Here is a 14,913-nt window from a genome sequence, read left to right as displayed (position 1 = left end):
ACATAACAGAGCCGCCGCTCCTCTTCCAAAGCCGCCGGATCCTCCAGGGAGCGATAATTGGGAAACAGCCCCTGCTCTAACCCCACCAGAAACACTACCGGAAACTCCAACCCCTTAGAGGAGTGCAATGTCATCAGGGAGACACGGGTAGATTCTTCCTCCAGGTTGTCCAGATCCGAAGCCAGGGAGGCGCTAGCCAGAAAATCAACCAGCGTCCCCCCCGAGTTCTCCTCTTCAAATTGCAGCACCGCATTGTAGAGTTCCTGTACGTTCTGCAGTCGATCGGCCGCTTCATCAGTGCCCTGGAGCTTCAGATCCTGCAGGTAACCGGAGTCTTCCAGCACGCCCTGGACCACCTGAGACGGGGGCAGGGCATCAATTTGGCCCTGCCAAGTGCGGATCAGTCCCGCAAAGCCAATCACAGACTTGGCCGATCGACCTGCCATGGTTTTGGCGGACGTGTCATCCCCCAGGATTTCCCACAGGGGCACCCCCAGTTCCTGGGCCGCTGCTTCCAGGTTGTCGATCGTGGCCTTGCCAATGCCCCGACGGGGGGTGTTAATCACCCGTTTCAGGCTGACCGTATCGGCAGGATTCACGATCGCTTTCAGGTATGCCAGGACATCTTTAATTTCCTTGCGATCGTAGAACCGCAGACCCCCCACCACCTTATAAGGCACCTGATGGAGCACCAGATTTTCCTCCAATGCCCGAGACTGGGCATTGGTCCGGTATAGAATAGCGAATTTTCCCCAGTGCAGTTCCGGGTGTCGCCGGACCAGCGTCCGAATCTGATTCACTACAAATTCGGCTTCATCCGTTTCATCATCAGCGCGATGGCAAAATACGGCTTCCCCGGCACCACGAGTCGGCTTCAGCACCTTGTCGATTCGTTCCGTGTTGTTCTCGATCAGGTGGTTAGCCAGTTGCAGAATATTTTCCGTCGATCGGTAGTTCTCCTCTAACTTGACCATCGTGCGGGTATCATCATCAGGCAGACCATCCCCAAAATCCTGCTGGAACCCCATCAAAATAGTGAAATCCGCCATTCGGAACGAATAGATGGATTGATCCGCATCCCCGACCACAAAAATGGAACGATTCTGCCAGTCCTGAAAGATGTGGGAACTGACCCCATTCGTCACCAGCAGACTGATCAGGTCGTACTGAGTGCGGTTAGTATCCTGATACTCATCCACCAGAATGTGGTGGAAGCGGCGATGCCAGTAGTTCAGGACCGCTTCGTTCTGACGAAACAGTTGCACCGGAATCCAGATCAGATCGTCAAAGTCCAGGGCATTGTTCTGCACCAGAGCCGCCTGATAGCGCCGGTATACATCCGCGATGGTGCGTCCCCGTAAACCAGACTGAGCCTGCTCAAAATCCTGAGGCGTCTGGCCCTGGTTCTTGGCATTACTGATGGCATAGCGCACCGATCGGGGCTCAAATTTCTTGTCATCCAGATTCAACTGATTGGTGACAATATCCTTAACCAGGCTCTGGGTGTCCGATTCATCAAAAATGGAGAAGTTACGATTCCAGCGACGGCCCTGATCATCCTGGAATTTCTCAATATCAAACCGGAGAATCCGGGAGAAGAGGCTGTGAAAGGTGCCAATCCAGAGGTCTTTGGTGATGGTTTTGTAGACCTGCGATCGTAATTTGGTCTGTTCGTAAGGATTCAACAGATCAAAGGATTTGCCATAGCTGTGCTGGGCTTCCCGTTCCGCAAAGAGGCGATCGATCCGCTCCTTCATTTCCCGGGCTGCTTTATTCGTAAAGGTGACCGCCAGGATATGTTCCGGCTGCACCTGATGATGCAAAATCAGGTGGGCAATCCGATACGTCAGGGCTCTAGTCTTGCCGGAACCAGCCCCTGCCACCACCAGCAAGGGACCACAGAAGTGCTCCACAGCCTGACGCTGAGAAGAATTGAGCAGATTGAGGAAGTCAGTCGTTTGCATGATAGTCTTGCCGGGGGATACAGACATACCGGCTCCCTAGGGGAACATAAACCTTCCCTGTAAAGGGTATCAGACCAACCAACCCCCACCAGTGGCGTATGCTCTCCCTGTAAAGGGTATCGCATTTTTCAGATGGCCGCGCACCCATTCGCCAGGAGCCGCTGCTACCCTGATGGCCGGGATGGGAGGAACCTCTCCCCTGAACGGTTGCCAGGAATTAATAATACAGATATACTATTAAGGTCAACTCCATGGAGGAACCCAGCATGCTGTATCAGGGCAGTTGCCATTGTGGGCAGATCAGGTTTGAAGTGGAAGGTAATCTAGAGCAGGTGATGGAGTGCAACTGCTCCCACTGCAGTCGGAAAGGCTATTTACTCTGGTTTGTCGATCGGGACCAGCTCCGACGCACCACCTCTGACGAAAAGTTAGCGACCTACACCTTCAATAAACATGTCATCCATCACCACTTCTGTTCCCAATGTGGTTGCGCTCCCTTTGGCTATGGCACCGACCCCTCTGGCGGGGCGAAAGCGGCGGTGAATGTGCGCTGCCTGGAGGACATTGACCGATCGACCCTGACCGTGATTCCAGTCGATGGCCGCAGTTTTTAATCCTTCGATCGAGGAAAACCCTCATGGACCCCTACATTAGCCTGATCACCCTGGGCGTATCCAACCTAGCCCGGTCCACTGCTTTCTACCGGGAAGGGTTGGGCTTACCCGCCCTGGACAATTTTGAGGGCATCACTTTTTTCAACCTGAAAGGAGCCTGGCTCTCCCTTTACCCCTACGAAAGTCTGGCCGCCGATGCCCAGGTGCCTGCAACAGGAAGCGGCTTTCGGGGCTTCTCCCTGGCCCACAACGTCAAGTCCCCGGCGGAGGTGGAACGGGTGCTGCAGCAAGCAAAAGCTGCCGGAGCCACGATCGTGAAACCCGGCCAAGACACGGACTGGGGCGGCTATTCCGGCTACTTTACCGATCCAGATGGCTATCTCTGGGAAGTTGCCTGGAATCCCCACTTTGATTTAACTGTTGGATGAGCGTTGCATCGTGCGGTTCATCAATCCGATGAGATTGGTGTAGTGAGAACCGTCTGCCTCTCAATTGCTGTTAATTAGTGCAAGAAAACCACAAGGAGAACCACCATGAAACCCAATCCCGTCACCTGGTTCGAAATCTATGTCCAAGACCTCGATCGGGCCAAGCAGTTTTACGAATCCGTCTTTCAAGTCAAACTGGAAAAACTCAACAGCCCAGACATAGAAATATGGGGCTTTCCCATGGACATGAACCATGTTGGAGCAGGCGGAGCCCTGGTCAAAATGCAGGGCTTCCCCTCCGGTGGCAACAGCACCCTGATTTATTTCAGTTGTGAGGATTGTGCCATTGAGGAAAGTCGGGTGCCAGAATTTGGCGGACAGATTGAGAAAAAGAAAATGTCCATTGGCGAGTATGGTTTCATCTCCCTGGCGATCGACACCGAAGGCAATATGTTTGGTCTACATTCCTTACAATAATTGGGCTGGCCAAGGTTTTGAAGCAATACCATAGCTACGTCGTAGTGCATCCAGTTCCCTTTGTTGGATCAACCATCACTGGAATGCTTGGCTACCCACCTGGGGAGCATCAGACTATCCGCGCCGGGCGCGTAAGCATCCCGACGAGCTGTTAAGCCTCAACCTTTTTTGCGGAGGAGGTTTGGAGGAGGCGCGGTGTCCTCAAACGGGAGTGTAGGGGGCTGGCCCCCTGCAAAGCGAAACCAATATCTTAAGCTTGTCGCACGATCAAGTTGGGTGAAGCACTAGTGGAACTCGACACAATCCGAGTGCATCCCACTTTTGTAGCCCTCTCCCTAAATCCCTCTCCCAGAACGGGAGAGGGACTTTGAATCTGGCTCCCCTTCTCCCTCTTTGGGAGAAGGGGCTGGGGGATGTAGACGCGCAGCGGCTTCCCCTTGGGTGGGCAACCTTGCAAAACTGGGATGCTCTCCACAATCCTAACTGGTAACGGGTTTCCAAAAATTCTGATTGCAACTCTTGACAGAGACACGGCACAACTCAACCCCTGATTAAGATGCATTGACCCTGAATTTTAATCCCTCCCGCTATACCCTTTGCTTGCTCCCAAAGACAGAAGCTTATTCTCCCACTTTCGTTGATTCTTAAAGATGAAAGTTGTCTTTGGAGACACCATTATGAGCAATTCAAGAGTTGCTGACGATACCTACGATCGTGGCATTGTGTCCGCCGAAGTAGCTGCCCGCAAGGAACGGGAAGGAGATTCCTATAAGCAGCTACCCGATCATGAAGAAAGCCTGGATACTGCGGGTGGCTATACCGTAGATCGAGAAGGATTACTGAATAACTTTGCTGTTGAACCCGAAATGTACTACGAAGTACCGGGTGATTTACAAGAAAAGGAAATGGCCAAAAAAGCAGAACGAATCGAAGAACTCAAGGATGTGAATGAAGATAAAAAGGGGCAGTTAACCCTGGAAGATGATCAGCGAGGTCATGGTTCTGGAATTATTTAGGAACTAGAACCTCGCACTCAATGCCAACATTAACCGGGGCACACTGTACTGTGCCCCCACTGATAGACTGACACAAATACCCTAAAGCTTTGCTTGTTATGGTTTCAGGCTGGCAATTAAAGCGGGTTGTGGCTTCAGCCGTTTGACTGGAACCAACCCCTACCCCTATGATTCACATACCTCGTTACTAAGAAATGTGCCTTTTTGGCCAACGCATGGGCTTATCCCAGATAAGTAGTGCCTCCCAGATTTGATCATTTCCCAAATGCTGGGCCTACTTTGGCATAGCTGCCCCTTTTTTACATGCCCAATTATCAGGTCAAGTTTGAGACCATTCAGGTCGGAAACGCGATTTTCGAAATTCGCACCCTGGCCAATCAATATCAGTATCCAGAGGCCGATCGAGCCCCTGAAAAAGATGGCATTTCTGCCGCTCTCTGGCCCTATTTTGGGGTCATCTGGCCTTCGGGACGTATGCTGGCAGACACCATGAGCTGGTTCCCGATCGCGGGCAAGAAAATCCTGGAGATTGGCTCTGGCATCGCCCTGGCCAGTATGGTTGTGCATCAGCGCGGAGGCGACATCATCGTCAGCGACTACAACCCTATGGTGGAGGTCTTTCTTTTAGAGAATATTGCCCTCAACCACCTCCCTCCACTGCCTTTTCAACTCAGTGACTGGGCCAAAGCCAACCCCCTGCTGGGCAAGTTTGATCTGATTATCGGCAGCGATATTTTGTATGAGCGAGATCATCCCCAACTCCTGGCAGCCTTCATCGAATGCCACGCTAATGCCCAAATGGAGGTGATTATTGTGGATCCGGGCCGCAAGCATCATCGCAAATTCAGCCGAGAGATGGGCGATCGGGGCTACCTTTGTGCTGAGGAGACCCTCCAGAACACCAACCCCGATGGCACGACCTATCGGGGAAGGCTCCTGACCTACCAGCGCCACGACCCCATCACAGACTTTGCCTAGAGGGGCCGCATTGCCGCCAGAGCATTGCCAAAAATTACAGACCCTACTTGACAACCCCAAATAAGTGCATATACACTTATCCCTATGCATGAGACCACGGTTCCCCTCAATCTGGCTCAACTAGAGGAGATTGGCACTTCCTGTACCTGCTTTAATCTACGCAAAGCCTCACGGGCAGTTACCCAATTCTTTGACCAGGAGTTGGAGCCCAGTGGGTTGCTGGTGACGCAGTTTACCATTCTGGTGGCGATCGCCATTTCTGGTTCTGGCACCATCAGCGATCTGGCCCAGGTTCTGGCCATGGACCGAACCACCCTAACCCGCAATCTCAAGCCTCTGGAGCGAGATGACTTCATCCAGATTGAACCCGGCCCCGATCAACGGACTCGAATCGTCAACCTGACTGAGACTGGACAGGTCGCCCTGGCCCAAGCCATTCCCCTCTGGGAAACTGCCCAGACCCACCTGATCGGAAAACTGGGGCAGGAGCGCTGGTCTATATTACTCTCTCATTTGAAAGATACGACAGCCCTCTTCCGGGCCATTTAATTTTTTCTCAAATACGTGTATATACACTTTTTGAGGCCGCCGATCTCTGATCCCACCTATCCCACAGGAGTCCTGTATGCCCAAGTTTGATCACCACCCAACTGTTCAGCAATGGCGCAAACGGGAGGCAGACGGATCGCCCCCCAGCCCTGTCCGCCCGATCGAAGCCGAGGGGCTGCGGCAGTTGTGCCTGGAAGCCGGAGCCGATGATGTGGGCTTCGTCGAGATCGATCGCCCGGAACTGGCCGATCAGCGTCCCCAGATTCTCACTGCTTTTCCGCCTACCCAGACCCTAATCAGTTTTGTCTGTCGCATGAACCGGGAAAATGTACGCAGTCCGGCCCGATCGGTGGCCAACGTCGAATTTCACAGTGCTGGCGACGAGGTGAATCACATTGCCCGTCGGATTGTAGCCGCATTGGAGCAGCAAGGCATTCGGGGCTTGAATCCTGCCATGGGCTTTCCTATGGAGATGGGTCGGTTTCCGGGGAAGATCTGGCTGGTGTCCCACAAGCCGATCGCCGTCGCCGCCGGATTGGGACAGATGGGGATTCATCGCAACGTGATTCACCCCAAATTCGGCAACTTCATCCTGCTGGGAACAATCCTGATCGATGCGCCCGTCACCACCCATCAGCAGCCGATCGACTACAACCCCTGCCTGGAATGCCGACTCTGTGTCTCGGTCTGCCCTGTCGGGGCGATCGGCAGCGACGGTCACTTTGATTTCTCAGCCTGCTACACCCACAACTATCGGGAGTTCATGGGGGGCTTCACGGATTGGGTAGAAACGATCGTCACCAGCAGCAGCAAGGGAGATTATCGCCAGCGCGTCACGGCTGCCGAATCCGCCTCCCAGTGGCAAAGTCTCTCCTATGGTGCCAACTACAAAGCCGCCTACTGCATGGCCGTTTGTCCCGCTGGGGAGGATGTGATTGGCCCCTTTTTGACCCAGCGGAAAGCCTTCCTGCAAGACGTGGTCAAACCCCTGCAGGAGAAAGTAGAGCCGATTTATGTCGTGCCCGGTTCTGATGCCGCAGCCCATGTGACGCGCCGGTTTCCCCACAAGCAAATCAGATCTGTAGGGAATAGCCTGCAGGTCTCCTCCATTCAGGGATTTCTGCAGGGCATGCCCCTCACGTTTCAACGGCAGCAGGCAAAGGGCTTGGATGCCACTTACCATTTCACCTTTATCGGAGCAGAACCCTGCCAAGCCACGATCGTCATCCGTGACCAGACCCTGCAGGTAGAAACCGGTCATGTGGGCAGGGCCAATCTCAAGATCACAGCAGACAGTCGAGTTTGGCTGAAATTTCTGACCAGGGACTACCCGATCGTGGGGGCCATCCTGCGCCGCCAGATCCGTCTACAGGGTCCCTTACGCTTGCTCCTCGCCTTTGGCCGCTGCTTTCCCCGATAGGGCCATCACTCTCTGGATTCTCGCCGCAGGCCCAGCAGCACCCGATAGGTATAGTAGAGAGGAATCAGCAGCGGATGGGTAATCTGATAGCGGCGTTGCATATAAGCCCGCGTGGGAAACAGCATATTCCACATCAGGTGCAATCGTTCACGCCAGCCCGCTGCAACCGATAAGTCGGCCAGGAAACAGCGCAGGCTACTTCTCAGATGAGGAGCCCGCAGCCAGCCCAGCACACTCACCTCCCTGGGGGAGGGACTGAGATCCTGCAACCCCTGCCAGACCTCCGGTGGCAGGGTCAGATCCCAGTTCTGGGTCACCGATAGCAGCACCTGTTGCAGCGAAAGCACCAGGTCAAAAGTCCGGGCCTGCTGCAACAGCACAGTCCAATCAATTTGCTGTCGGTAATAAAGCAGGACTTCAGCAATATCGTGCTGCCAGAGTAACCCCTCTCCCTGGTGGTGCAGGGAGAGGTGGGCGCACAGATGCAGTAATTGGGCTTCTGGGCCAAAGGCAAAGGCCGTCACCTGATTAATCTGAATCGGCAACCGGGTCTGCCAGAACCAATCAGCCGTCAACCGTCGCTGGTAATAGAGTGGGCTAAACAGCCGCCAGTGGAGATCAATACAAATCTCCGTTAGCCCCTGCTTGCCAAAAGTGGCCTCATTGCGGAATTCTTCTGTATATCCGGCCTGCATCTCCAGGTCCAGGGGAGTGTAACCCAGGTCTGCCAGGATGTGTCGGGCGCGGCCCACATCGGTCGATCGGATCAACAGGTCCAGATCGCTCATGGGTCGCACCCCAATATCCCGATACACCAGCTCCGCCAGGGCTACCCCTTTCAGCACAATCACCTCAATCCCCACCCTAGCCAGGGCCTGCAAAACAGCAGCCAGTTCATGCAGCAGGAGAGCATTGCGGCAGGCATTCCGGTAATAGGCTGCCTCCAATTGAGCCTCCACCCAGGCAGGGACGATCGCCTGCCCCCGCAGGGCTTGAAACAGCAGGGGGGCCACCGCTTCTCCCTGGGCCAGTTGCAGAAACCGATTCCAATCCAGATTGGACTGGGCCAGCAGGTAGCGGGTGGCGGCCAGGGTTTGCGGGGCCAATCGTCCCTGCAGGCAACGAATCACCCACTGCCGGGTGGAATCCTCAGAGGTAATTGCTGCCGGTAACACGTCCATCATCATTTGATTTCCTGCATCTGCATTTTCCAGGACTGGGCATAGTGACCCTCCAGAGCCAGCAAGTCTTCATGGCGACCCGACTCAATCACCTGGCCTGCCACCATGACATGAATCATGTCCGCCCGCATGGCCGTCGTAAAACGGTGGGTAATGACGATCGCCATCCGGCCAGCAACCAGCGCACGAAAGCGATCCAGCCAGTCCGCCTCAGCCCAGGAATCCATCGCACTGGTCGGCTCGTCCAGAATGACGATCGGCGACTGCCGCAGAAAGGCCCTGGCCAGAGCCAGCCGCTGCCATTCGCCCGTGCTCAGATCAGCGCCGCCAAACCACTTGCCCAACAGGGTGTCGTATCCTTCTGGCAGTCGGACGATGGGCTCATCCGCTCCGGCTGCTTCTGCCGCCAACACAATATCAGACCGGTTCGGTTCCGCCATGAGAGAACTCAGTGCAATGTTTTCTGCCGCAGTTGTACTGTACTCAACCGGTTCCTGGAATAAGACTGTAATGATTTGACGCAAATCTTTGAGGGCAAACTGCCGCAGATCGATTCCATCTAGCTCGATCGCCCCCTTTTGCGGGTCGTAAAGGCGACAGATCAGTTTAATCAGGGTACTCTTCCCAGCGCCATTGTTGCCGACGATAGCAATGATTTTCCTGGCGGGAAACAACAAGTTAAAATTCTGCAGGGTCAGCCGATCACTCCCCGGATAGGAGAAAGTGACATCCCGAAACCGAATCCCCTCCTGCAGGGGCAAGGGCAATGGACGAGGCTGGTCAGGCTCTGCCACCTGGGGGTCCAGGGTGAGAAATTCAAATAAACTGCTGAGAAAAAGACTGTTGGTGTAGAGCTGCCCCAGATTCTGTAACAGGGAGCGCATCACCTCCTGCCCCTGGCTGAACGCCTGGTAGAACAGGGCCAGATCCCCAAGGGTAGCTTTGCCCTGCAGCGCCCGCCAGACCATCCAGGCCAGGGTTACCCCCATCAGCAACAGGGCCAGAGCCCGAGATCCCAGCTCAGCCAGGCTCTGGTTTCGGGCCAGTTGCAACCGCTCCAGCCGCAGTTTTTCCCGAACCTGCCGATAGGTGGTTTGGAAATGATCCCCCAGATCAAAAATCCGCAATTCAGCCGCATTAGATCGATCGGTCAACAGCCAGTTGTAATACCAGCTCCGGCGCTCATCCGGGGTAGACCGCACCCACCAGCGATGCTGCTTAACGCTATAACGCAGCACCACATAAAACGCAGGCAGAGTACTCACCAGCAGAACAATCGGCAGCCAGAGACCAAAAGGCAACAGCACCAGCACCAGCCCGATCAGGGTAATGGCATTCTGCAGCAGACTGCCCCCATTCTCCAGCAGGGTCAGGGGGCGCAGCCGGGCATCATTTTGCGCCCGGTAGAGGCGATCGTAATACTCCGCCGATTCATAAAAGGCAAAATCCACCCGGGCTGCCTGCTGATGCACCAGATTGCTGATATGGTCCCGCACCAGTTCTCCCTGGGCTGTCCGCACCCAGGTAACCAGCCCCCGCATCAGTTCGGCCAGCAACATTAAACTGGCCATCAGGGCCACGAGGAACAGGGTCTGTTGCAAACCCAGCCTGGTTTGCAACGTACTCACCAGGCTATTCACCAGAATCCGGCTCAGGTAGGTAATGGCAACGGGCAGCAGCCCCTGCATCACCAGGAGCACGGCCCAGCAAACCGTCCAGGCAGGTGCGGCAGCCCAAACCAGCGCAAACGATCGAGGCAAATAGGGCAGTTGAGCCAGGACGGCCTGAAATTTATCGGCCAGGAAACTACGAAGATTGCTCATGCTGGGCGACTATACAGACGGGAGACCTGGGCGACAAGATCAAAGGCGTCCTGCCAGGCGGCAAAATAATCTGGAAAGGCAACCAGGGCCTTTTGGGTGATCTCTCCCAGGGCCGTGTCCCCATCCATCCAGCCCAGAATATGGTGCATCACCTGCCCCTTCAGGCTGAGGGCAGGCTGATGGGAGTCGGCCTGCAGGTGCAATTCCGCCAGAGCCAGGGGATGGCTCTGGAAGGTGGACTGATTGAACTGAGCGGTTACCGTCTCCTGCGCCAGCACCTGCGTCTGCCAGCGCCAGATGTAGTCATTGCGGACCAGGTTCGCCCGCAGGGTCACCTCTACCCGATCGCCGATCGCCAGTTGCACCGGTGTTGGCCAGGGAAAGAAAGCTTGACCATAGAGCAGGGGCGGCTGATCCGGGGCATTGGAAAAGCCAATCCCTTCCAGCAGGGTCGTTTCAAACCAGAGGCAAAGACCATGGGCCGTACCAGAGCGGGTCAGGGTCCAGGTTAAGGGGCCAGCCAGATCAGGCTGTTCCAGGTTCCGGTAATCCAGTTCTCCCCAAAGCTGGGGCTCCGTCAGGCAATGCGTCCCGTTCAGGTTCGCCTTGTACCAGGCATGGGTGATCACCTGACGGGCCGCGTTCATGTCCAGCCCGTAGCGATTCTCCCAGGGCTGCACCAGCGGGTCATAGACTTCAGGAGCGGTGACGATCGCACCCCAGAGCCTGTCCTGCTGCGGAATCAGCACCCCACCCGGAGCTAGAAACCGATGACGGGCATCGGCTAGGGCCGGAATGTGGGTTTGAAATAGAGGCAGAATTCCCCGCAGGTCGGAAATAATCACATCCACGGGCTGGGGCAGAGTCACCTCCGTGGAGAGCTGCTGGATAAACTCAATCCGATCGGCATAGCCATTGGCTTGCGCCATCTGGCGGGCAACCTGAATACAGGCCCCTGGCTCGATCGCATACACCCGCTCGGCTCCCATTTGGCAGGCCAGAAAGGCAAAGATGCCGGTGCCCGCCCCCAGATCCAGCACCACAGATCCCGGTTTCACTGTTTGGCGCAACGCCTGAACGTAAGGGCCCATACGCCCCTCGTCTGCGATCATTTCCCCGTAACCTGCGATGGTATACATTCAGCTCACATTTCAACTTTCAACATTAAATCCTGGAGCAGACAGGCTAGCCACATCAGCCCGGACTGCATCACACAGTTGAAACAGGTCAGGTGGATCGGCCTGGGCCGTCAGGCATCGTACCGGAATCTGGGTCACCAGGCGACTCAGACCCTGAAATTCCATGGCTCGCATCGGCTTATCGAGTAAGCTATTGCCATAGGTATTGGCAATCAGATCCACCAATGCAGCCGCAGCCGCAACGGGTTGAATCTCTGGGGCCATCAGGTCATCCCGTCTGGGCCTCAAGAGGTAAATCACACGCAGGGGCAAAGGATCTTGCTGGAATCGATAGTCCGTCTGCGTCAAGGCCAGATAACACTTCTCCCAGTTAGGCGTTAAAGGCGGTAGCACATCCGGTGCCCCATAAAGCAACTGCACGGAAGAGGGCCAGAGTCGCAAATAAGGATAGGCCGGTTGCACCCAAAAAGCCTCTTCCTGAGGCAGGAGTGCCACCACATCATCGGAAAGAATTGGATCGCCCTGGTGGGCAAAGAGAGCCGCCGTGGTTGACTTACCAGCTCCAGCGGGGCCGACGAACACTGCCACCCCCTGCCCCATAACCACCGCGCTGGCATGTAAACAGATCACGCCCCGCAACCGCAGCAGAAAACCCAAAATTGGACCCAGAAGATAAGTAGCGGTATCCTCCAGCGTCATCGGGTTGATCCAGGTGGCCCAGATAGCGGTGCCTTCTGCATCCACAATAAATTTTGTGCCGTCGGGGTAATTAAATCGCCAAGAATTCTGGTTGATCGGGGATGCAAACTCTACAGCCTCGATCGCCATTGTTGCGTTTTGTGCCAACTCCACCCGCACATCCACCCTGGGAACCCCTGGCACTGCTTCCAGACCGGGCACAGGCTGATTGGATTGCAGGTACAGGCCATAGACCGAATAACAAAACACCACAATAACGTTATCTGATTCTCCAGATACGCATCAATCTTAAGGAGGACAAGCCGGAGGACCACCCGCCTGACTCTTAAATGGATTAGAAGTGCAGGTATCTTGCAATCCACCAAACTTCGAACTGGTTTGGGTCAATTCACGAATGCTACCATAGACCAATAATTTAGGGCTTTGATAGTTCCGCTTGAGAGATATGTCCTTCATTAGCACTGCACGTCTCCTCGGTTATCTACAATCTACTGTCTTGCAATGAATTGACCTACGATCAATCTAACGCCCCATTGTTTAATATTCTGTGATCTAATGTTCTAATAATCCAGATTTTGACAATCCGCGATTCAATCTTGCAAGGATTTATTAAAGTTAATCCTTCCTTTAAAGTTACTGTTCTATCAGGTTAATGCCCTACAGTCTAATAACTTATGATTTAATCCGGGCTCCTTTAATATTTTGTCACTCAATGTTCTAACATTTGATCACTGAATGATCCAATTCTCCCTGTATACCCTGATCTTGGTTGGACAGATCTTTGTTGGACAATCCATTGGGTGAGACTTAAAGGACGAAGATCCACCCACCAATGACCTATACTCTTTCCGCCTACAGTAACACGGGGTAATCGATCTCGGTCGAGATATTCCGCTAAAATCGCTGGCAACTCCAGGGAGGGGAGGTTCTGGCCTATGGAGCGTTCCAGCATTACGGCGATCGGGTCACCCGCCAAATGGGTTTTGGGTCGCTTACAGATGGTCTCTGGCAACAGCTCTCCCATGGCAATCCGCAGCAGCGCCTTGTGAATAAACCAGGGAATCGGTGGAATGGACAATAGATACTCCATCAACCGTAAATCGAAGTAAGGATGACGCACCTCCAGAGGAACACCCGTCCGATCAGGATCAAAACTCTCAAACAGAAAACTCCAACTCACCTCTGTCAACAGCCGATAGGCATCAGCGCGAATGGACTTCTCTCCAGTAGCAGGCGTGACTAAACTTCGCCAGCGCTCCCGGAGTTGCAACCGCGCTTCAAAGTCAGGATGGAGCCAGTCTGGATAGGGGAAAGCAGGCTCCCCTGCTGGTCCCAGCCAGCGACGCAGTTGCGTCCGAATCCCTAGGGGCGGAAAGCGTCCCATCAAGGTAACATACTGACCAATTTCAGTCACTAAAGAGCCTATCTGGCCAGCCCGCAACTGATCCAGAAAATACGTGCCGGAAGGGAAAAAGACCGGATCCCCCCCATGCCCAGACAGAGCCACCCGGCTGTGGGCTGCAACCTGACGATACTGGTCGATCGTCAGGGCCAGGGTCGGGCTGAGCAGGGGTTCCGGCTGGAAAAGTTCGGGCTGATCCCAGCGGTGGAAGAGGGGATAGGCTTCTCCCACCTGATACTGAATTGGGATCTGGAGAGCCGCCGCCACCAGACTGGCATAGTAGCGCTCCTGATCGGGAATCAGCTGATCGTAAACCGCCGTATAGGCCCGCAGATCAAACTCAGCAGACTGCTGGGAAAGCATCTGTTTGGCCACCGCCGCGATCGAGGAGGAATCCAGTCCCCCACTCATCAACAGGCCCACCCGATCCGTGCGAAGCCGATCGCTCACCGCCTGCTCCAGCAATTCTCGAAACTGCTCCACGTAATCCATGGGATGGCGATAGCGAAGGTAACCCTCCCGTGGCAACGTCCAGTAGGGCTGTACGGTAAGCTGCCCCTCCGACCAGGTCAGTCCATGGGCCGCTGGAAGCCGCCGAATGTCCGCAAAGATGGTGGTGGCCGGGTCCTGCAGGGTGCCAGAGAGGAGGAAGTCAGCGATCGCCGGTTCATAAAAAGTCGAACTCACTGCCGGATGTACTCGAATGCAGTTGAGCGTATTACTAACAATCAACCACTCCTGGCTACAGGCGTAGTAAAAGGGCTTCACCCCAAAATGGTCCCTGGCACAAAACAATCGCTGGCGAGGCTGATCCCAAATGGCAAAAGCAAAATCTCCCAGCAAGTAGGATAGGCAATCCTGTTGCCAAACTTGATAGGCTCGCAGAATCAGCTCCCCATCCGGAACCCCCGCAGGCACCTGTTGCCCCGCTGCTTGCAACCGACGGATCAGATCCGATCGGCCATCAATCCGCGCATCCGCCACCATCCACACCTGACCATCCAGGGTGAGGGGATATTGCTCCGCCGCTTCAGGCGTGGTCCGCAACAGGGTATGCCCCAGCCCAATTCGACTTTGACTCCAACAAGATTGGGCATCTGGCCCTCGATAGGCCAGAGCCTCAACCATTGCCTGGAGCAGAGGGGGGGCGATCGGAGCCCCGTTCAGGCTCAGGATACCCACAATGCCACTCATGGAGCCTTGCCTCTGGCCTGGACCACGGG

Annotated in this window: 13 protein-coding genes; 7 read left to right on the top strand and 6 right to left on the bottom strand. The window is 55.0% G+C overall.

All coding sequences use genetic code 11. The features are described from left to right. A partial coding sequence (locus tag BST81_RS10165; RefSeq protein ID WP_253188201.1) for a UvrD-helicase domain-containing protein occupies positions 1-1,991 on the bottom strand: 1,991 nt, incomplete at its 3' end. Positions 1,992-2,215: 224 nt separating this feature from the next. Here BST81_RS10165 and BST81_RS10160 point away from each other — a divergent pair. The 7 genes from BST81_RS10160 to BST81_RS10130 all read left to right on the top strand — a co-directional run bounded on the left by BST81_RS10160 (position 2,216) and on the right by BST81_RS10130 (position 7,446). Continuing rightward, positions 2,216-2,578 carry a GFA family protein gene (locus tag BST81_RS10160; protein ID WP_216351285.1) on the top strand — a complete coding sequence of 121 codons (363 nt, stop codon included), beginning with the start codon at positions 2,216-2,218 and terminating at the stop codon, positions 2,576-2,578. 23 nt (positions 2,579-2,601) lie between these two features. Continuing rightward, positions 2,602-3,006, top strand: a complete 405-nt coding sequence (locus BST81_RS10155; RefSeq protein WP_075598419.1) for a VOC family protein — start codon at positions 2,602-2,604, stop codon at positions 3,004-3,006. A gap of 105 nt (positions 3,007-3,111) precedes the next feature. Then, on the top strand, positions 3,112-3,483 hold the full coding sequence (locus BST81_RS10150) for a VOC family protein (RefSeq protein ID WP_075598418.1): 372 nt from the start codon (positions 3,112-3,114) through the stop codon (positions 3,481-3,483). Between the two features lie 677 nt (positions 3,484-4,160). Then, the gene (locus BST81_RS10145) at positions 4,161-4,499 is read left to right on the top strand and encodes a hypothetical protein (RefSeq protein ID WP_171974719.1); all 339 of its coding nucleotides are present in this window, start codon (positions 4,161-4,163) and stop codon (positions 4,497-4,499) included. 303 nt (positions 4,500-4,802) lie between these two features. After that, positions 4,803-5,477 (top strand): hypothetical protein, encoded by a 675-nt coding sequence (locus BST81_RS10140; RefSeq protein ID WP_075598416.1) that lies wholly within the window; start codon positions 4,803-4,805, stop codon positions 5,475-5,477. Between the two features lie 84 nt (positions 5,478-5,561). Continuing rightward, positions 5,562-6,026: a MarR family winged helix-turn-helix transcriptional regulator gene (locus BST81_RS10135; protein WP_075598415.1), complete on the top strand. Its 465-nt coding sequence runs from the start codon at positions 5,562-5,564 to the stop codon at positions 6,024-6,026. Positions 6,027-6,102: 76 nt separating this feature from the next. Beyond that, positions 6,103-7,446 carry an SCP2 sterol-binding domain-containing protein gene (locus BST81_RS10130; protein WP_075598414.1) on the top strand — a complete coding sequence of 448 codons (1,344 nt, stop codon included), beginning with the start codon at positions 6,103-6,105 and terminating at the stop codon, positions 7,444-7,446. 5 nt (positions 7,447-7,451) lie between these two features. Here BST81_RS10130 and BST81_RS10125 read toward each other — a convergent pair whose 3' ends face one another. The 5 genes from BST81_RS10125 to BST81_RS10105 all read right to left on the bottom strand — a co-directional run bounded on the left by BST81_RS10125 (position 7,452) and on the right by BST81_RS10105 (position 14,884). Next, positions 7,452-8,633, bottom strand: coding sequence for a nucleotidyltransferase family protein (locus tag BST81_RS10125; RefSeq protein WP_075598413.1), 1,182 nt, complete (start codon positions 8,631-8,633; stop codon positions 7,452-7,454). Continuing rightward, positions 8,630-10,450, bottom strand: coding sequence for an ABC transporter ATP-binding protein (locus BST81_RS10120; RefSeq protein WP_075598412.1), 1,821 nt, complete (start codon positions 10,448-10,450; stop codon positions 8,630-8,632). The genes BST81_RS10125 and BST81_RS10120 overlap by 4 nt, the downstream gene beginning before the upstream one ends. Continuing rightward, positions 10,447-11,541: a 50S ribosomal protein L11 methyltransferase gene (locus BST81_RS10115; protein ID WP_171974718.1), complete on the bottom strand. Its 1,095-nt coding sequence runs from the start codon at positions 11,539-11,541 to the stop codon at positions 10,447-10,449. Before BST81_RS10115 ends, BST81_RS10120 begins: the two co-directional genes overlap by 4 nt. Positions 11,542-11,601: 60 nt before the next feature. Continuing rightward, positions 11,602-12,537 carry a hypothetical protein gene (locus BST81_RS10110; protein ID WP_216351284.1) on the bottom strand — a complete coding sequence of 312 codons (936 nt, stop codon included), beginning with the start codon at positions 12,535-12,537 and terminating at the stop codon, positions 11,602-11,604. A 460-nt stretch (positions 12,538-12,997) separates the two neighbouring features. Continuing rightward, positions 12,998-14,884, bottom strand: coding sequence for an asparagine synthase-related protein (locus BST81_RS10105; protein ID WP_075598409.1), 1,887 nt, complete (start codon positions 14,882-14,884; stop codon positions 12,998-13,000). Between the last annotated feature and the right edge of the window lie 29 nt (positions 14,885-14,913).

Source organism: Leptolyngbya sp. 'hensonii' (genome assembly GCF_001939115.1).
Classification (GTDB): Bacteria; Cyanobacteriota; Cyanobacteriia.
This window is presented reverse-complemented; position numbering and strand designations above follow the sequence as displayed.

Excerpts from the sequence above, each read along its gene's own strand:
- BST81_RS10160 (WP_216351285.1), top strand. The coding sequence starts at position 2,216 with ATGGAGGAACCCAGCATGCTGTATCAGGGCAGTTGCCATTGTGGGCAG.
- BST81_RS10155 (WP_075598419.1), top strand. The coding sequence starts at position 2,602 with ATGGACCCCTACATTAGCCTGATCACCCTGGGCGTATCCAACCTAGCC.
- BST81_RS10150 (WP_075598418.1), top strand. The coding sequence starts at position 3,112 with ATGAAACCCAATCCCGTCACCTGGTTCGAAATCTATGTCCAAGACCTC.
- BST81_RS10145 (WP_171974719.1), top strand. The coding sequence starts at position 4,161 with ATGAGCAATTCAAGAGTTGCTGACGATACCTACGATCGTGGCATTGTG.
- BST81_RS10140 (WP_075598416.1), top strand. The coding sequence starts at position 4,803 with ATGCCCAATTATCAGGTCAAGTTTGAGACCATTCAGGTCGGAAACGCG.
- BST81_RS10135 (WP_075598415.1), top strand. The coding sequence starts at position 5,562 with ATGCATGAGACCACGGTTCCCCTCAATCTGGCTCAACTAGAGGAGATT.
- BST81_RS10130 (WP_075598414.1), top strand. The coding sequence starts at position 6,103 with ATGCCCAAGTTTGATCACCACCCAACTGTTCAGCAATGGCGCAAACGG.
- BST81_RS10125 (WP_075598413.1), bottom strand. The coding sequence starts at position 8,633 with ATGATGATGGACGTGTTACCGGCAGCAATTACCTCTGAGGATTCCACC.
- BST81_RS10120 (WP_075598412.1), bottom strand. The coding sequence starts at position 10,450 with ATGAGCAATCTTCGTAGTTTCCTGGCCGATAAATTTCAGGCCGTCCTG.
- BST81_RS10115 (WP_171974718.1), bottom strand. The coding sequence starts at position 11,541 with ATGGGCCCTTACGTTCAGGCGTTGCGCCAAACAGTGAAACCGGGATCT.
- BST81_RS10105 (WP_075598409.1), bottom strand. The coding sequence starts at position 14,884 with ATGAGTGGCATTGTGGGTATCCTGAGCCTGAACGGGGCTCCGATCGCC.